Genomic DNA, 25,368 nt, shown 5'->3' with positions numbered 1-25,368 from the left:
TGTCAGCGCGGCTGTGAGGAGCCATGGGCGACAAGCACGTCGTACGGTTCGAGCCCGTCGGCATCGAGATCGAGGTCGACGAGAATCAGACGATCCTGCGAGCTGCGGCCGAGCAGGGCGTGATGCTGATGCACGGCTGCAAGGAGGGCCAGTGCTCGTCCTGCAAGTCGTTCGTGCTCGACGGTGACGACATCGAGCTCGAGCGGTACTCGACGTTCGCGCTGCCGGAGTACGAGCTGAACGAGGGCTACACGCTGCTCTGCCGGGCGCATCCGTACGAGGACCTGACGATCGAGCTGCTCAACTACGACGAGGACATGATCCGGTCCGGGCTGCCGATCCAGGAGGCCGTCGCCGAGGTGGTCGCGAACGACGCGGTCACGCACGACATGCGGCACCTGGTACTGCGGTTGCTGGAGCCGGGTGAGCTGAAGTACTTCCCGGGCCAGTACGTCGACATCGCGGTACCGGGGACCGAGGCCACCCGGTCGTTCTCGATGGCGAACACGTCCAGCCGTGACGGCGGACTGCTCGAGTTCGTGATCAAGATCTACCCGGGCGGGCTGTTCTCGGCGTACCTGGACAAGAGCGTGTCGCCTGGTGACCGGCTCGATCTGACCGGCCCGTTCGGGGTCTTCACGCTGCGGGACAACCTCGACGCGCGGCTGGTGTTCCTCGGGGGCGGAGCCGGGATGGCGCCGATCCTCGCGCTGCTCCGGTCGATGGCCGAGCGCGCGATCGACCGGCCGGCGACCTACTACTACGGGGCGCGCGCCAAGCGTGACCTTTGCTTCGACCAGGAGCTCCGGACGCTGGCCGAGACTTTACCGAACTTCCGCTACGTGCCGGCGCTGTCCGAGCCGGCCGACGATGACGAATGGGACGGCGAGGTCGGTCTGATCACCGACGTCGTCGCCCGGCACGAGGAGGACCTGGCCGGCGCCGACGCGTATGTCTGCGGCCCGCCGCCGATGGTCGAAGCCGCGCTACCCCTGCTGGAACGGCTGGGCGTCGCGCAGAAGCGAATCTTCTACGACAAGTTCACCACCACCGGCGACGCCGGTGATCCCGAGGTGCTGGAGGCAGATACCAGATGACGGCCACACAGGACTCCCCCCAGGTACGGAGCGTGCCGCAGCCGGTCTTCACCGATGCTGAGGCCGGCGCCAAGGTGTTCCCGGACTCGACGGAACGTCACTTCAACTACTACACGCCGCAGAAGCGCAAGCAGAGCCACTACGAGGACGTCACCGTCGAGGTGCAGCCGGACCCACGGCACTACCTCAGCCAGGGCTGGCTGTACGGGTTCTCCGATGGCCGCGGTGGCTACCCGCTCGACTGGACCGTACTGAAGGCCTGGGGCTCGGACCGGCCCGAGCCGGCGCGCGGCCCCGGTACCGGCGGCAAGGGCTACGACTGGCCGGCGACCGGCTGGCACGAGTTCCGGGACCCCAACGAAGAATGGGAGATGACGCTCTACCGGTACAACTCCAACGTCGTCCGGCAGGTGACCCAGAACGTCGAGGCGGCCCGGCAGTCCAAGGCCTTCGAGCAGTGGAACCGCAACTGGATCCGCTTCATCGAGCACCACGTCGGCGCGTGGATGCACGTCGACCACGGCCTGGGTCTCTACCTGTTCGCGAACGCGAACCGGCGGGCTCCGACCAACATGCACAACAACGCGATCTCGGTGAACAGCATGCACCGGATCCGCGCCGCGCAGGACCTCGCGCTCTACAACCTGACCCTGAGCGAGGAGCTCCCCGACTTCGACGGCAGCGCGCACCTGGAGACCTGGAACTCCGACCCGGCCTGGCAGGGCGTGCGTGACCTGGCCGAGCGACTCACCGGGATCGACGACTGGTGCGAGGCGATCTTCGCCGCCAACGTCGTGTTCGAACCGCTCGTCGGCGAGCTGTTCCGCAGCCAGCTGGTCCAGCAGGCCTCGCCCGGCAACGGTGACTTCGTGACGCCGACGGTGGTCGGCGCGGCGGAGTACGACTTCGCCGAACGCGACCTGCGCTACACCAGGGCGATGTTCGAGCTGCTGACCGCGGACAAGGAGTTCGCCGACCACAACAAGGCGATCATGCAGGACTGGCTGTCCGACTGGACGACCCGCGCGATAGAGGCGGCCCGGACGATGCAGCCGCTCTGGTCGCAGCCGGACAGCAAGCCGCCACGATTCGAAGACGGGCTGGACCGGGCGAAGAGCCGCTTCAGCGGCATCGTCGTCGGACTCGGCCTCGAGGAGCCCAAGGAGCTGGCACAGTGACCACCGCCTTCACCACCGCAGAGAGTCCGTTCAAGTCCGACAGCACCGCGTCCAACAAGGCCGGCTTCACCCTGATGAACAACCAGGTCGGCGCCGTCGTGGCCGAGGTGATGGGCACCAAGGAGAACGTCACCGTGACGCCGCTGCCGTCGATGATCAGGATCGACGCGGTCGGCAAGATGGAGGTCGTCTACGACGAGATCTCCGAAGCGCTGGGCGAGGAGCCGGGGTACTTCGACTCCGCCGAGTTCGAGGAGAACATGTCCACGCACTACGGCCGGATGATCCACCTCGACGACCGCACGATCATGTTCGCCAACCCCGAGGACGCCGCCGAGTATCTCGGCTTCGACCTCAGGGCGGTCTGAGAAACGCCGGGAGGCGACCGTGTACGAGAAGGATGGCGAGAAGTACTTCGTGGTCGACACACACATGCACTACTGGAACGCCGCCCCGGACAACTGGGTCGAAGGAGCCGAGCAGTACGCCAAGGGATGGATCGAGTGCTTCTACGGCTACCACGGCCTGGGACCCGAGGACACTCGCTGGACTCTGGAGAAGTACCAGAAGTACAGCGAAGAAGACCTCATGAAGGACGTCTTCGACGAGGGCCACGTGGACGTGGCGATCTTCCAGCCGACCGACCTGACCGAGTGGTACAAGGAGGGCTTCAACACCACCGAGCGGGACTCGATCCTGTTCGAGAAGCACCCGGGGAAGTTCATCCTCAACACCCGGTGGGACCCGCGCGAGGGTGAGGACGGCCTGAAGACCCTGCGCCACAACGTCGAACGCTGGGGTTGCAAGGGCGTCAAGCTCTATACCGCTGAGTGGCGGCAGGGCTCGCGGGGCTGGAAGCTCTCAGACCCGGAGGCGTACAAGTACCTGGAGGCGTGCCAGGAGCTCGGCATCAAGAACATCCACGCCCACAAGGGCCCGACGATCTGGCCGCTGGACAAGGATGCGTTCGACATGACCGACGTCGACCACGCGGCGACCGACTTCCCGGAGCTGAACTTCATCATCGAGCACTCCGGGATTCCGCGCATCGACGACTTCTGCTACATGGCGACGCAGGAGCCGAACGTGTATGCCGGTCTGTCCGTGGTCGTCGGCGCTTTGATGCATGCCCGGCCCCGGTTCTTCGCGCGCTGCATGGGCGAGCTGCTGTTCTGGGTCGGCGAGGACAAGATGACCTTCGGCAGCGACTACGCCATCTGGGAGCCCAAGTGGCAGGTCGAGGGCTTCGTGGACTGGGACTTCCCGGACGACGAGGCGTACTCGGACTACCCGCGGCTCGGCACCGCGGGCAAGAAGAAGATCCTCGGGCTGAACGCGGCGAAGCTCTACGGGATCGAGGTACCGGAGGAACTGCAACTGGGCTACGGCAAGCCTGCTGCGCAGGACGACGCGAAGCTGGTCACGCAGTAATGACGGCGGCGGTCGCGGAGCGGACCCGGGTACTGGCCGCGCTCGACGCGGTGCGCGACCCGGAGCTCGACGAGCCGATCACCAAACTCGGCTTCGTGTCGGAGTGCATCGTGTCGGCGGCGGGTGACGTCGTGGTCCGGCTCCGGCTGCCGACGTACTTCTGCGCTCCCAACTTCGCGTTCCTGATGGTCGCCGACGCGTACGACGTGGTGTCGGCACTGCCGGAGGTGCGCAGTGCCGACGTCGCACTGGTGGACCACTTCGCGTCGGCGGAGATCAACGCCGGCGTGGCGGCGCGGGCCGGTTTCGCCGTGTCCTTCGCCGGTGAGGCCATCGGCGAGCTGGACGAGCTGCGGCGGACGTTCCTGACCAAGGCGGTGCTCGCCGGCACCGACCAGGTCTGCCGTCCGCTGCTGGCCGCCGGTCTCGACCCGGCGGCGCTGACCACGATGACGCTCGGCGACATGCCACCGTCGGCACAGCTCGAGAGGCTGTGTCGGCGGCGGGCTGAGCTCGGCCTGCGGACCGACCCCGCCGCTCCCCTGCTCGTAGACCCCGGCACCGGTGAACCGATCACCGGTGCCGCGGTGTCGCTGCACCTGGGCAGGGCGCGGCTCTCCAGAGTCGGTATCGAGGCCAACACCGGCATCTGCCGGGGAATGCTGCGACACCGATACGGAACCGCCGGTGTGGGTGAGGAGGAGGACGAGGAATGAAGGCCGTTCGACTGCACGGATACCACCAGCAACCAGTGGTTGAGGACGTCCCGGAGCCGAGCGTCAAGGGTCCGCTGGACGTGGTCGTCAAGATCGGCGGCGCCGGGGTGTGCCGCACCGATCTGCACATCATCGAGGGCCAGTGGGCGGAGGCGATGCACCCGACGCTGCCCTACACGATCGGCCACGAGAACGCCGGCTGGGTGCACGAGATCGGCTCGGCCGTCACCAACGTGCGGGTCGGCGACACGGTGATCCTGCACCCGACCCCGACCTGCGGGCTCTGCCATGCCTGCCGGGCCGGCGACGACATGCACTGCGAGGCCAGCACCTTCCCCGGCCTGGACAGCGACGGTGGGATGGCCGAGTACTTGCTGACCTCCGCTCGGGCCTGCGTGAAGCTCGACCCGGAGACGCAGCCGAAGGACGTCGCGGCACTGGCCGACGCCGGCATCACGGCGTACCACGCGGTGCGCAAGGCACTCCCCCTGCTGTACCCGGGGACGTCCTGCGTGCTGATCGGCGCCGGCGGGCTCGGCCACATCGGCATCCAGTGCCTGGCCGCGCTGACCGCCACGAAGATCATCGTGGTGGACCGCAACCCAGACGCGCTGAAACTCGCCGAGCAGCTTGGCGCCGACCACGCGGTCGTTGCTGATGGCAACCAGGTGGCGGCCGTCCAGGAGCTGACCGGCGGCGCCGGCGCCAACGTCGTACTGGACTTCGTCGCCGAGCAGGGCGCCGAGCAGGACGGCTTCGCGATGACCGCCCCGAACGGTTCGTACTTCGTGATCGGGTACGGCGGCCAGCTGCAGATCCCGACCCTGGACATCATCTCCACCGAGCGAAACATCATCGGCAACATCGTCGGCACGTACAACGAGCTGGCCGAGCTGATGGCACTCGCACAGGCCGGCAAGGTCACGCTGCACACCAGGACCTACCCACTGGAGGTTGCCGTCGAGGCGGTCGCTGATCTCGACGCCGGCCGGGTGCGCGGCCGGGCGATCCTCGTTCCCTAGCGCCCCGTTCCAACACACCGTTCGCCCTGACCGGGCAGTCAAGGAGGAGACCGATGGCCAAGGAACTGCGGTTCGGTGAGCAGGCACGCGAGCTGATGCTGGCCGGCGTGGACCAGTTGGCGGAGGCGGTGAAGTCGACGCTCGGGCCGAAGGGCCGCAACGTGATCCTGGAGAAGATCACCGGCTCACCGGTGGTGACCAACGACGGCGTCACCATCGCCCGGGAGATCCACCTCAAGAACCAGTTCGAGAACATGGGCGCCCAGCTGGTCAAGGAAGCGGCGATCAAGACCAACGACATCGTCGGCGACGGCACCACCACCGCGACGGTGCTGGCGCACGCCATCGTCCGCGAGGGCATGCTGGCGATCGGCTCCGGCGGCAACCCGGTCCTGGTGAAGCGCGGCATCGACATCGCGGTCGCGCGCCTGGTCGAGCGGCTGCGCCAGGTCGTGCACCCGGTCGTCACCGAGGAGGACTACGCCCGGGTGGCGGCGATCTCGGCCAACGACGACAACCTGGTCGGCGCGGTGATCGCACGGGCTCTGCACTCGGTCGGCGACGGCGGCATCGTGACGGTGGAGGAGTCGACAACGCACGGGATCCGGGTGGACTTCGTCGAGGGGTTCGAGTTCGACAACGGCTACCTGTCGCCGTACATGGTGACCGATCCGGGCAGTCTGCAGGCGGTGCTCGACGACCCCTACATCCTGCTCTGCAGCGAGAAGATCACCAAGGTGCAGGAGCTGATGCCGCTGCTGGACAAGATCATGCGTGATCCGAAGCCGCTGGTGATCATCGCCGAGAGCCTGGAGGGCACCGCGCTCAGCATGCTCGTACACAACCATGTCAACGGGCACTTCCAGTGCGTCGGCGTCAAGGCACCGGGATTCGGCGACCGGCGGCTGCACAAGCTGGAGGACATCGCCGCGATCACCGGCGGCGCGGTGCTCAGCCGGCACTCCGGTTTCACCATGGAGACGATGAATATCGGCCAGCTGGGCCGGGCCGACCAGGTCCGCGTCACCGCCGACCGGACAGCGATCGTCGCCTCCGCCGGCCATGAGCAGGATGTCGCCTTCCGGCTCGCCCAGCTCCGGGCCGAGCTGGAGCGGGCCACGTTCGGGATCGACGAGGACGTGCTGACCGAGCGGATCGGCGCGCTGTCCGGCAAGGTCGCGGTGATCCAGGTCGGTGCACCGACACCCGCCGAGCTGAAGGAGCTCCAGCACCGCGTCGAGGACGCGCTCTCGGCGACCCGGGCCGCGATGGCCGAAGGAATCGTCGCCGGTGGCGGGGTGGCGATCCTGCACGCCGCGTCGGCGCTCGACGATCTCGAGGTGAAGGACGACTACGCGACGGGAGTCGAGATCGTACGGCGCGCGCTCCGCGAGCCGGCGTACCTGATCGCGACCAATGCGGGCTACAACGGCGAGGAGGTGCTGGAGCGGATCGGGCAGCTCGGCCCGGACGACGGGTTCGACGCGCTCGAGGGCCGCTACGGGAACATGCTCGAGATGGGCATCGTCGATCCGCTCAGAGTGGCCAGATCCGCCCTGCAGAACGGCGCGTCGGTAGCCGGCCTGCTGCTCACCACCAACACGCTCATCGCCGAAGAGCAGACCCCCTGGGGCGGAAGCGCCGCACTCATGACCGAATTCGGGCCCCTCGACGAAGGCCTCCACCAGCCGTCGCCGGACTCCAGCACTCCACAGTCCCTCGGCCTGGGCCCCTCTGTCGGCTGAGCCGATACCCACGGTCGAGTCGCAAGTCGGCGAGAGCACGCCCCATGTGCCCTCGCCGGCTGTCTACCGTGTTTGCCTACCGCGTCGACGGTGAGAGCGAGGTGAGGACTCTGCCTGCCGCGGTGACGACGTCGATGCGGTCGATGTCCGGCAGGGCGATGGAAGTGCTGGCCGGCACCTCGGCCTGGTCGATGTAGTTGGTCGTCCACCAACCGGTCGTCTCCAATGCCCCACTGCGGGCGTGCACGACGAGCTTGCACAGCTGCCCGGGGTTGAGATCCTTCATCTGCAGCTGGATGTCTGTGCCCCACGACTGGTTGCTGAGGCGTGCGGTGGTGTCGAGTCCGCCGACGCCGTCCGTGGCCGACCAGTTGACGCTCGTCTGCGCTTGTGGCGCCGGCTGAGTGACCGTCTGGCGACCGATCAAGACGCCCGTCAGCCCCAAGCAGATGGCGGCGGCGGTGGCGATCAGCGCACGTCTGCGTGGGATTGTCCGCCGCGGCTTGCCGGCGGACCTGCTGCTGACCGGACCACCTGAAGCGTCAGCTGGGGCAGGCACCTGAGCAGGAGCAGGCGTCCGTGCATCGTCCAGCGGGGCCGCCGTCAGCAGGTTGTGTTCCTGGCCGAGGGCGAGGCTACCAGCGAGGTCGGAATCGGCTGCTGTGGAGACGGCCTCCTCCAGAGTCAGCGTATTCAGGAGCCCCGGCAGGTTGGCGAACCGGAGGAGCGCGTCGAGGCAGGTCGGACAGTCAGGGAGGTGCCGCTCCAGCTCGAGCCGCTCGGCGGGGTCCAGCGCACCGAGTACATAGGCACCGATCGCGACGGTATCCGGACACGTCATGAGCCCGTCACTCCTCGCTCCTCCAGCGCCGCGCGCAAGGCGTGCAGCGCGTAGTAACTCCGGGATTTCACGGTCCCCGGAGGTATCCCCAGGACCTTGGCGGCCTCCGTGACGGTCCGCCGGCGGTAGAACAGTTCGATGATCACCTCGCGGTGGTCGTGGCTCAGTCCGTGCAGGACCTCCATCACCTGCCATGCCTGCATGACGTGCCCGATCTCGTCATCGGTGGCCTCGATCTCGTGCTCGGCGATCGGCACCTCGCTCACCCGTGCCGTCCGTCGGCGATGGCCCGAGATGACCAGATTCCGGGCCACGGTGAACAACCAGGGCCCGGCCCGCTCGGGCTCGACGAGGGCCGGATCCCGCCAGGCTCGCATCATGGTCTCCTGGACGATGTCCTCGGCATATTGGTAGTCCCCGCCCACCGAACGCAGGACGTAACCGAACAACGGCCGGCGGTACCTGTCGTACAGGGCGCGAACAATCGACTCCTTGTCCGGCGCTTGCTCCACACTCGGGACATACGCATGCCGGCCGCGAACGGTTCAATGTTGTATCGATTGAACCGCCGCGAGGCCGGATGCGTACTCACCGGTGTACAGGCCGCAAATGGACGGCCGAACTGATGATGAGGAACCCCGAGATGAAAATGATGTCATCGCGATCCCGCCGACGCCGGGCGATCGTGGCCGTCGGCACGCTGGCTGCTGCCGCCGCCTTGGCTGCGTGCGGCGGCGGTAACGGCGCCGCAAGCACGCCGGCCGCGGCGGGCAGCGCCGGCAGTACCGGATCTGTTGCGGTGAAGAACGTCGATGGAGTGGGCATGGCCCTGGTGGACAGCGCGGGCAAGACGCTGTATTTCACCGATCAGGACACCGCCGGATCGATCAAGTGCACAGCAGCCTGCCTGAGCTTCTGGTTCCCGGCCGCCGCGGATGGTGCGGCCGGCGGAGCAGTCGCAGGTCTGTCCACCGTGCACCGCACAGACAACGGCCAGGACCAACTGACCTTCCAAGGCAAGCCGCTCTACACGTTCAAGCTCGACACCGGACCGGGCCAGGACAAAGGCCAGAACGCCCAGGACAGCTTCGGCGGCACGAACTTCACCTGGCACGCCGCCACAACCTCCGCGGCCGGCCAGCCCGCCACCAGCGCTGCCCCACCAGCCAACACCGGAGGGGGCTACGGCTACTGACTCCTTGCTAGATTCGGCAGGACTATGAGTACCGGACCGAATCGCCACGGACACACCCATCGGCTGGATCTCGAGGACGCCTCGATCAGGGACTGGGACGCGGTGGTCGTTGCCGTCGACCCCGACCGAGGCGTCGTGCTCGACCGGTCCGCCTTCTATCCCGGTGGCGGTGGGCAGCCGCCGGACGAGGGCGTGCTGCTCTGGGGCGGAGTGCGGACCCGCATCGTCGGGACCACCAAGGGTGACGACCTCTACCTGGTACCGCATCAAGACGATCCGGTACCGCCGGCCGGGACCGCCGTCCGTGGCGCGCTCGACGACGAACGCCGGACGAATCTCATGCGAACCCACTCCGGTCTCCACGTGCTGACCGGAGTGGTCTTCCGCGACTTCGGCGCACTGGTGACCGGCGGGAACATGGAACCACTGACCGCCCGGATGGACTTCGACCTGGCCGAGGTACCGCCCGACTTCAGGGACCGCGTCGCCGAGGCCGTCAACCAGGAGATCCGCGAGGACCGCAGGATCACCGTGGACACACTCCCGCGCGAAGAGGCCTTCGCCATCCCGGACATCATCCGGACCGCCACGAACCTGCTGCCGCCCGACATCGAGGTCGTCCGCATCGTCGACATCGTCGGCCTGGACACCCAGGCCGACGGCGGCACGCACGTCGCCTCCACCGCGATGATCGGCCGGATGGAGATCGTCAAGATGGAGAGCAAGGGCCGCGGTTTCCGCCGGCTCCGCGTCCGCTTCAGCTGAGCTACGTCAGTCCAGGCAGAACTCGTTGCCCTCGGGGTCGGTCATCACGATGAAGCCGAGGCTCAGCGGAGGCTCGGGCTCGCTGCGATAGACCCGCTTCGCCCCCAGTGCGACAAGCCGGTCGCACTCGGCCTCCAGCGCCGCCATCCGCTCCTCCCCCTGCAGCCCCGGAGCCGCGCGGACGTCGAGGTGGAGGCGATTCTTGGCGATCTTGTCCTCCGGCACCTGCTGGAAGAACAGCCGAGGACCGACCCCGTCCGGGTCCTCGAGGGCCGACCTCGTGTTGCGCTGCTCCTCCGGTACGCCGACCCGCTCGAGGAACTCGTCCCACGCGGCCAGCGGGTCCGTGCCCGCGGGTACGTCGACTCCGGGCGGTCCGGGATGGACGTAGCCGAGCACGTCGCGCCAGAAGGACGACAGCGCTTTCGGGTCGTGGGCGTCGAAGGTGACCTGGATCTCGCGGCTCATCGAGTTGCTCCGTTCGTGGTGTGCAGATAAAGGTCCCGCAGCAGGCAGACCTCCGACAGGTGGTGGATCAGCTCGCGGTGGATGTGTAGCACCAGGTCGGCCATCGGCGAATCGGGGTAGGGCTCTTTCGCCCCGACCGGAACCCGGAGCTCCGCCTCGTCGAGGGCAAGCACCCCGGCCGTCCAGACGGCGACCTGGGCCTCGAGCTGGTCGAGCGCGGCGGCCGCGGTACCGGCGTACTCCCAACTGTCGTACGACGCCGCCGGCGCGCCGAAGTGCGACGCGTTGCGCGCGGCGAGCACGCCCACGATGACGTGGCCGAGTCGCCAGGCGATCGTGGTGAAGGCCGCTGGGACCGGCTCGGGGATCGCGTAGTCCATCGTGAAGTCCCCGGCGCCGACCTGGACGGGCGCCGTCGAGGTACCGCGCGGCCGCACGCTCCAGGCGTCCGGCACCGGCGACCAGAAGTACTCGTCGTCGGTGAGGCCGTCGAGCCGTTCTCGAAGTTGGTGGTTCCAGTGGTGCTCCCACTGCTCGCGCAATGTCCGGTTCCAGTCGATCTCGTCTGCATCCATGGACACACCCTGACACCCCAAGCGGACAGGATCGGTCCGCTATCTCTGGCAAGGTAGGCGACATGGACACCGCAGGCGGTGACGAGCTCGGTACGACGGAGCGGGTACTCACCCTGCTCGGGCTGCTGCAGCAGCGCCAGGTCTGGACCGGCCCCGAACTCGCCGCCCGGCTCGGAGTGACCCCGCGCACGGTGCGGCGTGATATCGAGCGGCTGCGCATCCTCGGCTATCCGGTGCATGCCAGCCAGGGAGTCGGCGGCGGCTACCAGCTCGGCCCGGGGCAGGACCTTCCGCCGCTGCTGCTCGACGACGAGGAGGCGATCGCCGTCGCGGTCTCGCTGCTCGCCGGCGCGGGTGGCGCGGTCGCCAACGGAGGCGACGCCGCAGTACGCGCGCTGACGAAGCTCGACCGGGTGCTGCCCACCCGGCTGCGGCCCGAGGTGCGCGCGCTCTCCGGCTCGGTGGAGTCCTTCGGCGGCGGCCGGACGCCGGTCGACCCCGACGTGCTCATGACGCTGGCCAGGGCCTGCCGCGACGAGGTCGAGGCCGGCTTCGATTACCCGTCCGGGAGCGAGGTGCGACGGCGGCGGGTCGAGCCCTACCGGCTGGTGGCCTCCGACCGACGGTGGTACCTCCTCGCCTACGACCTCGATCGCGACGACTGGCGCAGCTTCCGCGTCGATCGGATGACCGAGGTGTCCGCGCGGACCTGGCGCTTCCGGCCGCGCGCGGCGCCCGACGCGGCGGCGTACGTGCAGGAGAGCGTGGCGAGTCGGGTCTACCCGCACCAGGCACGCTTCCTCGTGCACGCGTCGGCCGATACGGTGCGCGCGCAGATGCCGGCGTCGGCGGCCGTCGTACGGTGGCGCGGGAACAACCGTTGCGAGGTGCTCAGTGGCGCCGGCAGCCTCGACTTCATCCTCCTGCACGTGCTCCTTTTGGGGCACGACTTCGAGGCCCTCGACCCTCCCGAGCTCGGGGAGCGCTGTCGCGTGCTGGCGGAGAGACTTCTGTCGGCCGGAACCCGCGGTCCAGGGAGCTGACCCGGGCGGTCACGGGCGCGATGGCCTACCCGTCGCGCGATTGTGGGAGCAGAGTCGAGCTCGTGGAGACACTCAGGAATGGAGGAACTATGACGGAGGCGTCGGTACGTCGGGACGCAGGTCGGGCACCCGAACTGCTCGGCCAGACGGTCGTGGTGATCGGAGGCAGCCTGGGGATCGGGCTGGAGACTGCCCGCCGCGCTCGCGAGGAGGGCGCCGCGGTGATCATCACGGCGCGCAACCCGGACCGCGTGGAGCAAGTGGGTCGTGAACTGGGGGCCGACACCGCTGCTTTCGACGCGACCGACTTCGACCAGCTCGAGGACTTCTTCGGCGATCTCCCCGCGCCGATCGACCACCTGCTGCTCACAGGGCCCGGGCCGTACTACGCGCCGCTGGCGGACCTGGAGCTCGACCGAGCTCGCGCCGACTTCGAGTCGCATCTCCTGCTCCCCCTGGCGATCGCCCGGAACGCCATCGGCAGGGTGCGCCCAGGAGGAACCCTGCTCTTCATGGGCGGCACCGGCGGACGCCGTACGGCGCCGGGCATGTCGGTCATCGGCGCACTCACCGCCGCGATGCCGGCCATGACGATGAACCTCGCGCTCGAACTGGCGCCGATCCGGGTCAACCTGATCGCGGCCGGGTTCGTCGACACGCCGCTGTCGGCCACGCTCCTCGGCGACCAACTGGACGCGCGCCTCGAGGAACTCCGGGCGACGCTCCCGATCGGACGGGTCGTCGGCCCGGAGGACATCGCCAACCTCGCCGTCCACCTGATGGCCAACACGGCCGTCACCGGCGCCACCTTCGACATCGACGGAGGCCAGCAACTCACCTGAGCCCAGCGACGAGCCCTGAAGACCGCTACAGCGGTGGGTCGACGTCGTCGTAGACACGGGCTGCGGCGAGCTTGCCGCTCGGGCCCCGGGCGTAGACCGCGACGCCGGCCTGCGGTGGCACGTCGGTCTTGCCCCACCGGGTGACGTTGTACTCCAGCGCGCAGGTCTGACCGTCGTCGACCAGCGCGCAGTGCTCGAGCGGGATGCCGCCGCCGTTGGAGAACAGCTGCTCGTAGAACTTGCGGAGGTCGCGAGTGCCCGAGTGTCTGTAAGGAACACCCGCGGGTTCGCGGGCGTAGCCGTCGGCTTCGAAGCAGGCGACGATCCCATCCACATCGCCGGCCGCCAGGGCACTCTGGTAGTCGGCGACGACATCTGAAGTGCTCACGGTCGGGTCGCGTTGGAGCAGCGGCGGGCGAACGGCGTGGCGGCCGGTGAGTGCCCACGAGCTGTAGTAGATCCGCAGTTCGGTCAGCCGGCCATCGTGCGGATGGTCCGCGACGACAGCGAGCGGCAGGGCTACCTTGCCGCCGTCGATGTGCACGACCACTTCCTCGAAGCCCCGCGTTTCGAGGACGATGTGGCCGCCGTCCTCGAACGAGACCTCGCGCTCGGCGACCCACACGTTCATGTCCGCGACGTACGCCTCGAACGCCTGCGTGCCCTGGATCCGGCCGAGGACGGGATGGTGCAGCAGGGGCTCGCCGGCGAACGACTCCAGCAAGGCGTCGAGATCACCGGACAGCAGTCCGTCGAAGAACGGCACAGACACCAGCTCGGCGCGGCGCCGCTTCTCCAGCAGTCGCTCCAGCGCCCGCGCGCTGAACAGCTCAGGCGGCCACGGCACGCCCTGAGTGTATTCCCGCGCGCGGCCGCTGGGACAGTACACGATCAGGTCGGCAGTTCTGTGCCCGCCTGCTCGGCCACCATGTAGGCGGCGTACCACGCCGGCCACTCCTCGTCGTGCTCGCCGGTGAGCTTCTCGTGCTCGCCGTGGGCCAGCGCTGCGCGCAGCAGGGCGTCCATGAGGTCCTTCACCGAGGCGTACGACGTGACGCCGGTGTCGATGCGGCCAGGAAGCCGGGTCGTGATCTCCTGCAGCAGCCACGTGTTGCCATCCGGGTCGCTGAACGTGGCGAAGGAACCGTAGCTGGCCTGGTCGTCGGCCCGGCCGGCGCCACGACCGGTGCCGTCGGGCTGGAACTGAGCACCCGGCGACTCGGGGTGGAACACCTCGCTGACCGCGGCCCCGCGGGCGAGGAGGTCCTCGCGCGCGGCCTCGATGTCGGAGACGACCAGGTAGAGGCCCTGGGCCGAACCGGGCGTGGCCGAGGTGATGTTCGAACCGAACTGGACCGAGGCCGGCGAGCCCGGCGAGGTGAACTGGACGACCCGGAAGCCGTTGTCGAAAGCGAAGTCGGCGTCGAGCCTCCAGCCGAGGTTGCCGTAGAACGTCTTCGCCCGGTCGACGTCCGCCACCGGGATGACGATGGCCTCGAGCTTCAGGTCGACGGTGGCGGCGGTCGGGTCATTGCTAGAAGCTGTGCTGGCTTCGGTGGTGCTCATTGATGCCTCCTGGTCGGATCGCTGTCATGCACAAGCTTGTCGCCTGGACCGCGGCCTCGCACCAGTGGGACACCCTGGTCATGGCCCTGGAGCCCCGTCACCCAGGTTCTCACCGTCGGATTCCGGATCACGGGCGGTGCCAGCTGCGTAGCTTGTCCGGGTTCAGTACGACCCACACGGCGGTGACCTCGTGCCCGGCGACGGTCAGGCTGACCACGGCGATGGCCTGGCCCGCCCGACGCAGCACAAGGCCCGTTCGGCCGTTGACCGGCTCGACGGCGAGAGCAAGGCTCTCCCGACCGCTCAGCAGAGCCGAGACGAACCGGGCGGCCTCACTTGCTCCCAGCACCGGACTGAGCGGCGCCCGCACCTTGCCGCCACCATCGCTGACCACCATGGCGTCGGCGGCCAGGATCGTCTCCAACGTCGCGGTGTCCCCCTTCTCGCAGGCCGCGGCGAACCGGTGCACGACCCGGGCATGCCTCCTGAGCATCGCCTGGGTGGATCTCCGCAGGTGGCGCCGGCCTTCGTCCAGCCCTGGCTCCCGGTGTGCCACCTGATCGAGGAGCGGAGAGTGAACCAGACTGGCACGGTCGGACTGCACCACCGGTGCGGTCACCATCGGAACTTCCTCGGCTTTGAGAGAAGCGAGCAACTCGAGGCAGACCGATCCTGCCGCCCTGGTGAGCCAGGCTCGCGGTACGGCGATGGCGGCGCGTTCGTCCTCGCCGAGGGCGTACCAGCGGCGATAGGTCTCCTGGACTATCCGGTCGGCCGTGATGGCAGAGTCGAAGATCCACAAGCCGATCTCGAGCAGGTGCTGCCGCTCGTCGAGCAACTCCACGAGCGACTCGACGGCAGGCCGCGTCTCAGCCATCGTGGGCGGTTCTCGCCCATCCGCCGGCCACCAGGGTCGTCCGCACGATGTCCTCTGTTCTCTAGGTAGTGCCAGCTAAGACCAGACAACCCTCCCGGTTGTGACGTCTTTCCGGTGCGACTTCTGCCGGGGTCAGCGTGCGGTCGCGATCGCGGTGAACTTGGCGGGGTTCATCATCCAGAGCACCTGGTCGATTCCGGCGGCCGAGCCGTCGACCGTGATCACCGCGAACACCTCGCCGTCGCGGCTCAGCACCACGGCGGCCTGCCCGTTCTGCTGGGTCCACTCGAGGTCGGCACCCACCCAGAACCAGCGGGCGATCGCCGTGACGAACTTGGCCACCCGGGTCGCACCGACCAGGGGGAACCGGGCGGCTGTCACCACTCCCCCACCATCGGAGTAGCTGACCACGTCGGTGGCGAACAGATTCTCCAGCGTGGCCAGATCGCCCGTGCGGGCGGCATTGACGAAGGCCTTCAGCAACCGGTTCTGCTCGGCCCCGGTGGCCGGCGTACGCCGCTCGGCGACCAGGTGCTTGCGAGCCCGGCTGACCAACTGGCGGACCGCCACCTCGGACGCCCCGAGGATGTCCGCGATCTGCCGGTAGGGGTAGTCGAACGCCTCCCGCAACACGTACGCCGCCCGCTCGGTGGGCGAGAGTCGCTCCAGCAGAAGCAGAACGGCGAACCCCAGCGCTTCGCCCCGCTCGGCCCCGAGGTGCGGATCCGCTTCGGTGGCGACCGGTTCGGGGAGCCAGGGACCGATGTAGGTCTCGCGACGTACCCGCGCCGACTGGTTGGCGTTGATGGCCAGCCGCGTGGTCGCCGTCGCCAGGTAGGCCACCGGATTGAGCACCGTACTGCGGTCGCACTGCTGCCAGCGGAGCCAGACGTCCTGGACCAAGTCCTCGGCCTCCGTCGAGCTGCCCAGCATCCGGTACGCGATGCCGAACAGGCGTGGCCGAGCTGCGGCGAAGGTCGCCGCCGCCTCTTCCAGATCGTCCGACCGCCCGGTGTCATCCTTTTCCGCTGTCGTCATCCGCCCCTGCCCTCGTCCGTCCGCCGCTACTGGTCAGCAAAGTGACAGGACAGCCCAACGGTTTGTGACACCGCCGCGAAAGCGGCCTGCATCGGCTCCAGCAGAACGGGCGGTCCAGCCCGCGACATCGTCGAACTCGGCAATCATCGCCGCTGCGGTCACGACAGACTCCCGTCTGGTCCGGGTGGTGGTCAGGCGGGCCGGGGTACCCGGCGATCCTTGCGCTGGGCAAGCTCTTCGTCGTCCACCAGCACGAGCATCGGCTGGTCCGGCTGACACAGCATCGTCACCGTGAACCGCAGCAACGTGTCGGCGCGGTTGTTCCCGTCCTGGTAGTGAATGAGGTCGCCGCCTGGTTCCCAGAACGCCTCGCCGGCCCGAACGACCCGCGGGGCCTCGCCTTCGAGCTCGAACAGCATCTCGCCTTCGATCACATACCCGAAGGCCGGGCCGCCGGGGTGCCGGTGAGGCGGCGCACCCGGGTCGCCCGCCGGGTACTCGATGACCACGGTCATGGCATGGGATCCGGGCGTGACGGTGGGCGGTTCGACCTCCTGCAGCACGGTCAGCGCCGTTTGCCAGGCGGTTGATCTCGCCTGCTCAGCGGCGACCGGTTCGGTTTCGGGCATGGCATACCTCCAGGACGAATCGGGGTGGGATGGCGATGCGAGCGGGTGGTCTAGGAGTCCGCGGCCGCGCGGCCCAACCAGGTGGTGTAGCTGGTCTCACCGAGGATCGCGTCGTCGTCCGGAACGAGGGCGCTCTCGGTGGGCGAGATTCCGTAGTACACGGCGTCGGGATCTGTCACGACCTCGCGGCTGTCGTTGCTGGCGGCAAGCACCTGACGGAAGAACTCGTCCATCCGGAACCGGTCCGGACCCGCGATCTTGACCTGGCCGTTCAGCGGCGCGGCGACCGCGACCCGGCCGACCGCCTGGGCGACCTCTTCGCCGGCCATCGGCTGGAAGAACACGTGGGCCAGCCGGACCTTGCCGTCCTCGGTGGCCGCATCCGCGATGCTCGGCACGAACTCGAAGAACTGGGTGGCCCGCACGATCGAGTAGGGGATCGAGGAGCTCTCGATCAGCTTCTCCTGCGCGAGCTTCGCCCGGAAGTAGCCACTCTCGAGGAGCCGCTCGGTCCCGACGACCGACAGCGCGACGTGGTGGCCGACTCCCGCCTCGGCTTCCGCGGCGAGCAGGTTGCGGGTGGAGGTCTCGAAGAACTCCAGTACCGCGGCGTCCTCCCAGTTCGGTGAGTTCGAGACATCGATCACCACGGAGGCCCCGGCGAGAGCGTCCGCAAGCCCTTCACCCGTGATGGTGTTGACTCCAGTGTTCGGCGACGCCGCTACCGCCTCGTGACCGTGCTCGCGGAGCTTCGTCACGAGCTTCGATCCGATCAGACCGGTCCCGCCGATAACCACGATCTTCATTGCATACCTTCCTGAGATCCGGGGCACGAGTTGCCGTCCGGTCAGCAGCTAAGACAGGACAGCCGCACGCCCTGTGACAGCCAGATCGGACACCTCGGCGATGGCCTGCACGAACGCGGCAGGTGCTTCACGAGGAAGGTTGTGACCCGCGTCCGGCACCTGGCGGTGGACCCGTGGACCGACGAAGTGAACGGCGCTGGATCCGCCGTCGGTGGCGGGGAAATTGCCGTCGGCCAAGCCATCCAGCGTTACGGCCGGTACCGCGATCACTGGCGCGGTGGCGAGTAGACGTTCCTCCTCCTCGTAGGCAGCCGAGCCGGCGGTATGTCCGAGGCGGTGACGGTAGGAATGGATGACGACGTCGACGTAGTCAGGGTTCGCGAAGGCCTCGGCCGCCAGGTCCAGGTCGGCGTCCTCGAAGGCCCATCGAGGTGAGTTCCGTCGCCAGATCACCTCGGCGACCTCCCGCCGGTTCGCGGTGAGGCCGGCGTGACCACGGTCGGTGAGGAAGTAGAAGAAGTACCAGAAGCCGGCCTCCAGCTCCGGGCGGATCGGATTCATCGCGGTACTGATGTCCTGGATCAGGTAGCTGTTCACCGAGACCAGCCCGGTGACGCGGTCGGGCCTTAGCGCGGCGGCTACGCAGGCGGCCCGACCACCCCAGTCGTAGCCGGCCAGCACCGCCGCTGGAATGTCGAGAGCGTCCAGCAGGTCGACCACGTCCCTCCCGAGCGCGGCCTGCTGCCCGGATCTCGGCGTCTCCGGATCGAGGAATCGGGTTGGCCCGTGTCCCCGGAGGTAAGGGACGATCACCCGGTAGCCGGAATCGGCCAGTCGCGGAGCCACCTCTACATAGCTGTGGATGTCGTAGGGGAACCCGTGGAGGAGGAGCACCGGAGGTCCGCCGGCGGGACCGACCTCGTAGTACGCCACCTCGAGGGTGTCTGTGGTGACGTGCTTCAGCGGTTCAAGGCGTGTGCTCATGGTGCTCCCCCTCCCTGTTGGTCACTTGGAGACAGCCTCGACGGCGTCGAGGATGGACGCGGCGACAGGGCCGGGCTGGGACACGCTCAAGGCGTGCGAGCCGCCCGCCACCTCTCGGGTACCGCGGGAGCCAGCGCGCTCGGCGAAGAAGCGGTGAGCGGCGATGGGGATGTTGAGGTCCTGGTCGCTGATCACGAACCACGACGGGAGGTTCTTCCAGGCCGGCGTGGCGGTAGGCAGTCCTTCCGTGAGTGCGGCTTCCGTGACCGGTCGCTGCGTGGCGGCCATCAGTGCGGCCTGTTCGGCGGATACGTCGGCCGCGAACTGGTGGTGGAACGCCTCCGGCCTGATGACGAACTCGTTCCCGCCGGTGGAGACCGGGTAGGCGGCGAGGGCCTCGCCGAGAGTGCTGCCGGGGAACTTGCCCGACAACTCCAAGGCGCTCTCCCCCTGCTCGGGCGCGAACGCGTCGACGTACACGAGACCGGCCACCAACTCGTTGGCCGCGCCCGCCTCGGTGATCACGATGCCTCCGTAGGAGTGCCCGACCAGCACGACAGGCCGGCCGATCCCGGCGATCACATCGCGCACGTAGGCCGCGTCACCGGCGACGCTGCGTAGGGGATTGGCGACCGCGACGGCCTCGATCGACTTCGCCTGCAACTGCTCGATGACGCCGTTCCAGCTCGCGGACTCCGCGAACGCGCCGTGTACCAGGACAACGACGGGCTTCTGCTCACTCATGGGTTCTGCTTTCTGCTGCTGGGGCTGGGGTTAGTTGGTGCCGAGTGCCTTGCGGAGGGCGTGGATTGCCTGCTCCATGGCGCCGGTCGTCGCGGCGGTCTCACGGACCGGGTTGAGCATCATGAAGTCGTGGAGGGTGCCGTTGTAGCGGACGCTTGTCGTGCGTACGCCGGCTTCGGTGAGCTTGCGGGCGTAGGCCTCGCCCTCGTCACGCAGTACGTCGTTCTCGTCGACGATGAGGAACGCCTCCGGCAGCCCGGCGAGCTCCTCCAGGCTGGCCCGCAGGGGCGAGACGGTGATCTCGGCGCGCTTGGCGTGGTCCGGGAGGTACGCGTCCCAGAACCAGGCCATTCCCTTGGCAGTGAGGTACGGGCCGTCGGCGAACTCGCGGTAGCTGTCGGTGTCCTGGCCCGCGTCGGTGACCGGGTAGTACAGCGACTGGTGCACGAAGGTGACGTCTCCGCGCTGCTTGGCCAGAATCGTCAGTGCGGCGGTCATGTTGCCGCCGACGGAGTCACCGGCAATCGCGAGCCGCCGCGAGTCGAGCCCTTCGTCCGAACCGTGTTCGGTGATCCATCGGGCGGTGGCATAGGCCTGCTCGATGGCGACCGGGTACTGCGCTTCCGGGGACCGGTCGTACTCGACGAACACGACCGCGGCGTTGACGTCGACGGCCAGTTCGCGGACGAGCCGATCGTGGGTGCCCGCGTTGCCGAGAATCCAGCCGCCGCCGTGGACGTACAGGATGGTGGGCAGCGGACCTTGGCTGCCGGCGGGTTTGACGATCCGGACCTGTACGTCGCCGACCTCGGCCGGAACGGTGATCCAGTGCTCGTCGATCTTCGGCAGGTCGATCGGGGCCGCCTGAATGTCGTCGAGGACCTTCCGGGCTCCGTCCGGCCCCAACTCGTAGAGGAACGGCGGTTGTGAGGTCGCGTCGGCGATCTCCTGCGCCGCGGCCTCGAGGAGGTGCTTGGTCATGGGTGGCTTCCTTCCGTAGGGGTGTTCCTACGGAGAAAGACAGGACAGCCCCCTCCCTTGTGACCACAGTCCTTGTGACGGCTCGCGCTCGATCGCACTGTCACAGATCTCCCCTGTTCCCTGTCTGCCGGGGGGAAACGGAGGAAGGGGCCTGGGGCAAGCAGCTCGTCGCCGCCCGGCGCGCGACTAGGCGGGATCGCTCGGCGTGGCTCCGTTGTTGCGGGCTTCGATGGCCCTGACGGTGTTTCCGAACGCCTTTCCCAGCACCCGGCTGCCGACGAGTCCGACCAGGAACCCCAGCACGCGCCCCTTCGCGTTCTTGCCTTCGCGGACGACGACGGCGTCGATGTCGGTCCGGCCGTCGGGTCGCGGTGTCAAGGTGTAGGTGTGGCCCGACTTGCCGCCCCAGATGTTGGAGTCGGTGGTGGTGAGAACGATGTGGTTCGGGTCGGTCCAGTCGTAGTCCAGGCGTTCCCAGATGCCGCCCGAGCCCTCGGTGACGTCGGCGTGACCAGGACTCTGGTCGTGCACCTTGAGGTACTTGTCCGCGCTGTTGCCGAAGATCTTCGAGCGGTCCGGCCCGAAGTCGGTGAGCCCGGCGATGAACTGCTCGGGCGTCGAGGTGGTCGTTTCTTTGACGTGGATCGTGGACATCCGGGTTTTCCGTTTCTCGAGGAGTTGCGCTTGTTACCACTCTGCAGGCCCGGACGGCCCGATTCACCAGTGAAGGCCCTGGTCAGTTGCCTGGTTGCTACCCCCGTGCGAACGCGGCTAGGTGAGGGGCAGGCCGAAGCCGGGGCGGTCGGGGACGGTCAACTGGCCGTCCCGCCAGAGGTAGCCGCTGGTGTCCGCGCCGATCGTCTCGCCGGGGACACCCTCGACCGTGTCCACCTGGCCCAGTCCGGCGGCGACGTGAGCGGCGTACAGAGTCTTGAGAGGCAGACCCCAGGCATGCGGTGACGCGCGTACGCCGAGCTCGGCGATCGTCGGCATGACCGCGCGCCAACTCGTCAACCCGAACGAGACCACGTCCATCAGCAGGACGTCGATGTCTCCACGGCCGGCGATCTCCAGCAAGGTCGCCAGCTCGGGATCGGTCTCCCCCTCGGCGATCAGCGTCGCCGATCCGGAATCGCGCAGGTGACTCTTCAGCCGGGCGAGGTCTGCCGCGTCGTCGAGGAACGGCTCCTCCGCCCAATAGAGGTCGCATTCGGTGACCGCCTGTAGGTACTCCAGGAACCCCGCGCAGTCGTAGCCGTCGTTGGCGTCCACGAGGATCCGGTGATCCGGATAGGCCTCCCGCACGGCCCAGGTGACCTCGATGTCCCTGGCGTCGTCGGCGGCGCAGTCGGCCAGTACGGCGGACACTCCGCGCGGGCCGTCGTCCGGATCGAGATCGGCGAAGTAGATCGCTCCGTCGTAGCACGGGACAGTGCGCTGACCGTGTCCGCCGAGCAGCGCGTGGACGGGCAGGTCCTCGATCTGGCCGGCCAGGTCATGCAACGCAAAGTCCAGACCTCGCAGCGCTTCGTGACGGACGCCGCTGCCGGGATCGATCAGGTCGGCCACCGACCGTCCGGTCAGCTGCTCGGCCGGGACGGGACCGGCAACCAGGCCCCAGCCGACCTTGCCGGTGTCGGTGCGGATGATCACGATGTCGGAGTCGCCGCCGCTGCCATGGCTCCCGAGGCGCGCGTTGCGACCGACGGTCCGGGGATAGCGGGTTCGGATGGTCGAGAGCTCTACGCTGCGGACGAAATGGCGATCCAATGGCATCTGTTCTCCTGCTGTTGATGGAGCGTTGAGTCTGACACTCCAAGGTCGCGTGACGCATCCGTGTCGGGCGTGAGACCGGTGCTGTCGTGGGACGGCGAAGGGCTTAATCTCTTGGGAGGGACATGGACAGATGACAATTGGTGGCGCGGCGCATGGGCTTCGCGGTCGGCGTGCTGAGACTGCACGGCTGGACCGCCTCGTGTCTGACGTGCGCTCGGGCGAGGGCCAGGTCCTGATCGTCCGAGGTGAAGCAGGCATCGGAAAGTCCGCTCTGCTCGACTACCTGGCCGGACAGGCCGACGGGTTCCGGGTTGCGCGTGCGGCGGGAGTCGAGTCCGAGATGGAACTCCCTTTCGCCGGCCTGCATCAGTTGTGCGCTCCGATGCTGAACCTCGGCGATCACCTGCCTCCGCTGCAGCGCGAGGCGCTGGCTGTCGCGTTCGCCGAGACTGTCGGGGGGCCGCCGGACAGGTTCCTGATCGGCGTGGCGGCGCTGAGTCTGCTGGCGGAGGCGTCCGCCCGGCAGCCGCTGTTGTGCGTCATCGAGGATGCGCAGTGGCTGGATCAGGCTTCGGCGCAGACGCTGGCCTTCGTCGGCCGGCGTCTGTTCGCTGAGCGCATCGGGATGGTGTTCGCCGTCCGGGAGCCCGCGGCCGGGTCTCATTGGCGAGGTTTCCAGGATCTGGCGGTCGACGGCCTGACGGACGAGCATGCCGGAGCCCTGCTCGATGCCGCGGTCCCCGGGCGGCTGGACGTCCACATCCGGGATCGGATCGTGGCGGAGACCCGCGGCAATCCGCTGGCGCTGCTGGAGCTGCCGCGGGGGCTGACCACCATCCAGTTGGCCGGTGGGTTCGAGTGGCCGGACACTCGACCGCTGGCGAGCCAGATCGAGCAGAACTTCGCTCAACGGGTGCAGTCACTTCCGCCGCAGACGCAGCAGTTGTTGCTGACAGCCGCCGCCGAGTCCGTCGGCGACGTGCCACTCCTGCTCCGTGCTCTCACGATCCTGGGGGTCCCGGTGAGCGCGGCAGCACCTGCCGAAGCGGCCGGCCTGATCGAACTCGGCGCACGAGTCCGGTTCCGGCATCCCCTGGTGCGGTCGGCGACGTACCGGACGACGGCCTCGGCCGACCGCCGCGAGGTACACCTGGCTCTGGCCGAGGCGATCGATCCGGGCCTCGATCCCGACCGGCGCGCCTGGCATCGCGCCCACGGAGCCGACGGTCCGGACGAGGAGGTCGCCGGCGAACTGGTCAGCTCCGCCGACCGGGCGCAACGCCGCGGCGGTGTCGCGGCCACGGCCGCCTTCCTCCAGCGGGCGACCGAGCTCACCCCGGACCCGGCCGAGCGGTCGGTCCGCGCTCTGGCCGCCGCCCAGGCCACCCTCCACGCCGGCGCTTTCGACACCGCGCTGAGGCTGCTCGTCACCGCCGACGAAGGTCCGGCGAACCCCCTGCACCGGGCCCACGTGAATCTGCTGCGGGCGCAGATCGCGTTCGCCTCCGGCCACAGCGTGGACGGCGCTCACCTGCTCCTGGACGCCGCTCGACGGCTCGAGCCGCTCGACCTCGAACTCGCCCGCGACACCTACCTGGCCGCGATGGCGGCGTCGATGTTCGCCGGGCGGCTCGCCCCCAGCTCCCCGCAGACCGAAGTGGCGCGAGCAGCCCGGGCGGCCCCGCAGCCGAAGACACCCCGCAAGCACGATCTGCTGCTGGAAACCGTGGCGGTCCAGTTCACCGACGGCTATCCGGCGGCGGTACCCCTGGCCAGGAAGGCGCTCCGGGTGTTCTCGGACGAGGCACTGGCGGAACAGAGCGATCTGCGCTGGCTCTGGCTGGCATCGCGCACCGCCGTCGATCTGTGGGACGACGAGACCTGGGACATCCTCACCGGGCGGCACCTAAGGATCGCCCGTGAGCTGGGCGATCTCACCGAGCTCCCGCTCGTGATGAACTCCCGGGTCCTGCTGCATCTGTTCGCCGGAGAGTTCACCGCGGCCTCCTCGCTGGTCGCGGAGATCCAGACCATCTCTGAGGCGACCGGGATCGGCCTGGCACCGTACGGCGCTATCGCCCTTGCGGTCTGGCGTGGCAATCCGGACGAGGCCGGTCCCCTGATCGCCACGACCATCGATGACGTCACGGCGCGCGGCGAAGGCGCCGGTTTGTCCTTCACCCACTGGGCGAACTCCGTGCTCATGAACAGCCTCTCCAGGTATCAGGAGGCGCTGACGGCTGCCAGAGCCGCCGTCGAGGATCCGAAAGACTTCGGTGTCGCCGACTGGGCCCTGCCGGAGCTGGTCGAGGCGGCAGCGCGCAGCGGGCGGCCCGAGTTGGCGGCTGATGGCTTCGACCGTCTGACCGAGATGGCGCAGGCCAGCGGCACGGACTGGGCGCTCGGCCTGCTCGCCCGCTCGAGAGCCCTGCTGGCGACCGGCGCAGCGGCGGAGTCGGGGTATCTGGAGGCCATCGAGAGACTCGGACGGACGCGGGTGCGGATGGATCTCGCCCGGGCTCATCTGGTGTACGGCGAGTGGCTCCGCCGCGAAGGCCGGCGCCAGGATGCCCGCGGAGAGCTGCGGACGGCGTACGACATCCTCTCGGCGGGCGGTGCCGGCGCTTTCGCCGAACGCGCGCGCCGCGAGCTCGCGGCCACCGGTGAGCTCGTCGACGAGCGCGCACGGCGGGCCGGTGACACCTTGACCGCGCAGGAGGCGCAGATCGCGGAGCTCGCCGGCGCCGGTCTGACCAATGCGCAGATCGGAGCCCAGATGTTCCTCAGCCAGCACACGGTCGAGTGGCATCTGCGCAAGGTCTTCACCAAGCTGGGCATCACCTCCCGACGGCAGCTCCGCCCGCCGGCCGCCGAGGCGGCGCCGGCCGACCCTGGTCTCACCGGTTAGGAGGACCCCGTCACAAATCGCGGGGTTGCCCGGTCTAAGCAGGTGCATCCCAGTCTCACCGGAGGTCTTTCTGTGCCGGAAGCGTCGACGACCGCACCGCGACACTCACATGGCAGCCACCCGGCCGCCCGCGACCATTGC

27 protein-coding genes are annotated in these 25,368 nt (G+C 68.5%); 12 read left to right on the top strand and 15 right to left on the bottom strand.

All coding sequences use genetic code 11. The features are described 5' to 3' along the window. The first annotated feature begins 23 nt into the window (after positions 1-23). The 7 genes from ACFPJ1_RS42365 to groL are packed head-to-tail and all read left to right on the top strand — an operon-like array spanning position 24 to position 7,189. Positions 24-1,097, top strand: coding sequence for an NADH:ubiquinone reductase (Na(+)-transporting) subunit F (locus ACFPJ1_RS42365; protein WP_380112084.1), 1,074 nt, complete (start codon positions 24-26; stop codon positions 1,095-1,097). Further along, entirely contained in the window at positions 1,094-2,275 is a 1,182-nt protein-coding gene (locus ACFPJ1_RS42360) for a ferritin family protein (RefSeq protein ID WP_380112083.1), read from the top strand. Before ACFPJ1_RS42365 ends, ACFPJ1_RS42360 begins: the two co-directional genes overlap by 4 nt. Next, a complete protein-coding gene (mimD, locus tag ACFPJ1_RS42355) occupies positions 2,272-2,643 on the top strand; it encodes a propane 2-monooxygenase effector subunit MimD (RefSeq protein ID WP_380112082.1) in 372 nt (123 codons plus the stop codon). Before ACFPJ1_RS42360 ends, mimD begins: the two co-directional genes overlap by 4 nt. Before the next feature lie 19 nt (positions 2,644-2,662). Further along, the gene (locus tag ACFPJ1_RS42350) at positions 2,663-3,706 is read left to right on the top strand and encodes an amidohydrolase family protein (RefSeq protein ID WP_380112081.1); all 1,044 of its coding nucleotides are present in this window, start codon (positions 2,663-2,665) and stop codon (positions 3,704-3,706) included. Continuing rightward, on the top strand, positions 3,706-4,422 hold the full coding sequence (locus ACFPJ1_RS42345) for an iron-sulfur cluster assembly protein (protein ID WP_380112079.1): 717 nt from the start codon (positions 3,706-3,708) through the stop codon (positions 4,420-4,422). Before ACFPJ1_RS42350 ends, ACFPJ1_RS42345 begins: the two co-directional genes overlap by 1 nt. After that, a complete protein-coding gene (locus ACFPJ1_RS42340; RefSeq protein WP_380112078.1) occupies positions 4,419-5,444 on the top strand; it encodes an NAD(P)-dependent alcohol dehydrogenase in 1,026 nt (341 codons plus the stop codon). The genes ACFPJ1_RS42345 and ACFPJ1_RS42340 overlap by 4 nt, the downstream gene beginning before the upstream one ends. Positions 5,445-5,497: 53 nt before the next feature. Beyond that, positions 5,498-7,189, top strand: a complete 1,692-nt coding sequence (gene groL / locus ACFPJ1_RS42335) for a chaperonin GroEL (protein WP_380112077.1) — start codon at positions 5,498-5,500, stop codon at positions 7,187-7,189. A gap of 76 nt (positions 7,190-7,265) precedes the next feature. Here groL and ACFPJ1_RS42330 read toward each other — a convergent pair whose 3' ends face one another. Both ACFPJ1_RS42330 and ACFPJ1_RS42325 read right to left on the bottom strand, forming a co-directional pair. Beyond that, positions 7,266-8,030 (bottom strand): anti-sigma factor, encoded by a 765-nt coding sequence (locus ACFPJ1_RS42330; RefSeq protein WP_380112075.1) that lies wholly within the window; start codon positions 8,028-8,030, stop codon positions 7,266-7,268. Next, on the bottom strand, positions 8,027-8,542 hold the full coding sequence (locus ACFPJ1_RS42325) for a sigma-70 family RNA polymerase sigma factor (protein WP_132188554.1): 516 nt from the start codon (positions 8,540-8,542) through the stop codon (positions 8,027-8,029). Before ACFPJ1_RS42325 ends, ACFPJ1_RS42330 begins: the two co-directional genes overlap by 4 nt. Before the next feature lie 140 nt (positions 8,543-8,682). On the opposite strand from ACFPJ1_RS42325, the gene ACFPJ1_RS42320 reads away from it, so the two are divergent. Both ACFPJ1_RS42320 and ACFPJ1_RS42315 read left to right on the top strand, forming a co-directional pair. After that, entirely contained in the window at positions 8,683-9,225 is a 543-nt protein-coding gene (locus tag ACFPJ1_RS42320; protein WP_380112074.1) for a COG4315 family predicted lipoprotein, read from the top strand. 24 nt (positions 9,226-9,249) lie between these two features. Further along, positions 9,250-9,990 carry an alanyl-tRNA editing protein gene (locus ACFPJ1_RS42315; RefSeq protein WP_380112073.1) on the top strand — a complete coding sequence of 247 codons (741 nt, stop codon included), beginning with the start codon at positions 9,250-9,252 and terminating at the stop codon, positions 9,988-9,990. A gap of 6 nt (positions 9,991-9,996) precedes the next feature. Here the strand turns inward: ACFPJ1_RS42315 and ACFPJ1_RS42310 are convergent, their stop codons facing one another. Together ACFPJ1_RS42310 and ACFPJ1_RS42305 are read right to left on the bottom strand one after the other, a co-directional pair. Beyond that, positions 9,997-10,458 carry a VOC family protein gene (locus ACFPJ1_RS42310; RefSeq protein WP_380112072.1) on the bottom strand — a complete coding sequence of 154 codons (462 nt, stop codon included), beginning with the start codon at positions 10,456-10,458 and terminating at the stop codon, positions 9,997-9,999. Continuing rightward, positions 10,455-11,033: a DinB family protein gene (locus tag ACFPJ1_RS42305; RefSeq protein WP_380112071.1), complete on the bottom strand. Its 579-nt coding sequence runs from the start codon at positions 11,031-11,033 to the stop codon at positions 10,455-10,457. Before ACFPJ1_RS42305 ends, ACFPJ1_RS42310 begins: the two co-directional genes overlap by 4 nt. A gap of 62 nt (positions 11,034-11,095) precedes the next feature. On the opposite strand from ACFPJ1_RS42305, the gene ACFPJ1_RS42300 reads away from it, so the two are divergent. Both ACFPJ1_RS42300 and ACFPJ1_RS42295 read left to right on the top strand, forming a co-directional pair. Continuing rightward, a complete protein-coding gene (locus tag ACFPJ1_RS42300) occupies positions 11,096-12,076 on the top strand; it encodes a helix-turn-helix transcriptional regulator (protein ID WP_380112070.1) in 981 nt (326 codons plus the stop codon). Positions 12,077-12,165: 89 nt separating this feature from the next. Continuing rightward, the gene (locus tag ACFPJ1_RS42295; protein WP_380112069.1) at positions 12,166-12,918 is read left to right on the top strand and encodes an SDR family oxidoreductase; all 753 of its coding nucleotides are present in this window, start codon (positions 12,166-12,168) and stop codon (positions 12,916-12,918) included. A gap of 25 nt (positions 12,919-12,943) precedes the next feature. Here ACFPJ1_RS42295 and ACFPJ1_RS42290 read toward each other — a convergent pair whose 3' ends face one another. From ACFPJ1_RS42290 to ACFPJ1_RS42240, 11 genes are all read right to left on the bottom strand, one after another. Next, the gene (locus tag ACFPJ1_RS42290; RefSeq protein WP_380112068.1) at positions 12,944-13,765 is read right to left on the bottom strand and encodes a nuclear transport factor 2 family protein; all 822 of its coding nucleotides are present in this window, start codon (positions 13,763-13,765) and stop codon (positions 12,944-12,946) included. Positions 13,766-13,809: 44 nt separating this feature from the next. After that, a complete protein-coding gene (locus ACFPJ1_RS42285; protein ID WP_380112067.1) occupies positions 13,810-14,484 on the bottom strand; it encodes a VOC family protein in 675 nt (224 codons plus the stop codon). Between the two features lie 127 nt (positions 14,485-14,611). Then, positions 14,612-15,361, bottom strand: a complete 750-nt coding sequence (locus tag ACFPJ1_RS42280) for a sigma-70 family RNA polymerase sigma factor family protein (RefSeq protein ID WP_380112066.1) — start codon at positions 15,359-15,361, stop codon at positions 14,612-14,614. A 132-nt stretch (positions 15,362-15,493) separates the two neighbouring features. Continuing rightward, a complete protein-coding gene (locus ACFPJ1_RS42275; protein ID WP_380112065.1) occupies positions 15,494-16,399 on the bottom strand; it encodes an RNA polymerase sigma-70 factor in 906 nt (301 codons plus the stop codon). 191 nt (positions 16,400-16,590) lie between these two features. Further along, entirely contained in the window at positions 16,591-17,028 is a 438-nt protein-coding gene (locus ACFPJ1_RS42270; protein WP_380112064.1) for a cupin domain-containing protein, read from the bottom strand. Positions 17,029-17,078: 50 nt separating this feature from the next. Then, the gene (locus ACFPJ1_RS42265) at positions 17,079-17,834 is read right to left on the bottom strand and encodes an SDR family oxidoreductase (RefSeq protein WP_380112063.1); all 756 of its coding nucleotides are present in this window, start codon (positions 17,832-17,834) and stop codon (positions 17,079-17,081) included. Positions 17,835-17,882: 48 nt separating this feature from the next. Then, positions 17,883-18,818 (bottom strand): alpha/beta fold hydrolase, encoded by a 936-nt coding sequence (locus tag ACFPJ1_RS42260; RefSeq protein WP_380112062.1) that lies wholly within the window; start codon positions 18,816-18,818, stop codon positions 17,883-17,885. 21 nt (positions 18,819-18,839) lie between these two features. Then, positions 18,840-19,562, bottom strand: coding sequence for an alpha/beta fold hydrolase (locus ACFPJ1_RS42255; protein ID WP_380112061.1), 723 nt, complete (start codon positions 19,560-19,562; stop codon positions 18,840-18,842). Between the two features lie 30 nt (positions 19,563-19,592). Then, positions 19,593-20,543 carry an alpha/beta hydrolase gene (locus ACFPJ1_RS42250; protein WP_380112060.1) on the bottom strand — a complete coding sequence of 317 codons (951 nt, stop codon included), beginning with the start codon at positions 20,541-20,543 and terminating at the stop codon, positions 19,593-19,595. Positions 20,544-20,729: 186 nt separating this feature from the next. Then, positions 20,730-21,197 carry a hypothetical protein gene (locus ACFPJ1_RS42245; RefSeq protein WP_380112059.1) on the bottom strand — a complete coding sequence of 156 codons (468 nt, stop codon included), beginning with the start codon at positions 21,195-21,197 and terminating at the stop codon, positions 20,730-20,732. Between the two features lie 117 nt (positions 21,198-21,314). After that, positions 21,315-22,319, bottom strand: a complete 1,005-nt coding sequence (locus ACFPJ1_RS42240) for a mandelate racemase/muconate lactonizing enzyme family protein (protein ID WP_380112058.1) — start codon at positions 22,317-22,319, stop codon at positions 21,315-21,317. 130 nt (positions 22,320-22,449) lie between these two features. On the opposite strand from ACFPJ1_RS42240, the gene ACFPJ1_RS42235 reads away from it, so the two are divergent. After that, positions 22,450-25,227: a helix-turn-helix transcriptional regulator gene (locus tag ACFPJ1_RS42235; RefSeq protein WP_380112057.1), complete on the top strand. Its 2,778-nt coding sequence runs from the start codon at positions 22,450-22,452 to the stop codon at positions 25,225-25,227. The last annotated feature ends 141 nt before the right edge of the window (positions 25,228-25,368 follow it).

The organism is Kribbella qitaiheensis (genome assembly GCF_042657745.1).
GTDB classification, from domain to species: Bacteria; Actinomycetota; Actinomycetes; order Propionibacteriales; family Kribbellaceae; genus Kribbella; species Kribbella qitaiheensis.
Note: the sequence above shows the minus strand (reverse complement) of the source record. Positions and strands in the feature narration are given on the sequence as shown.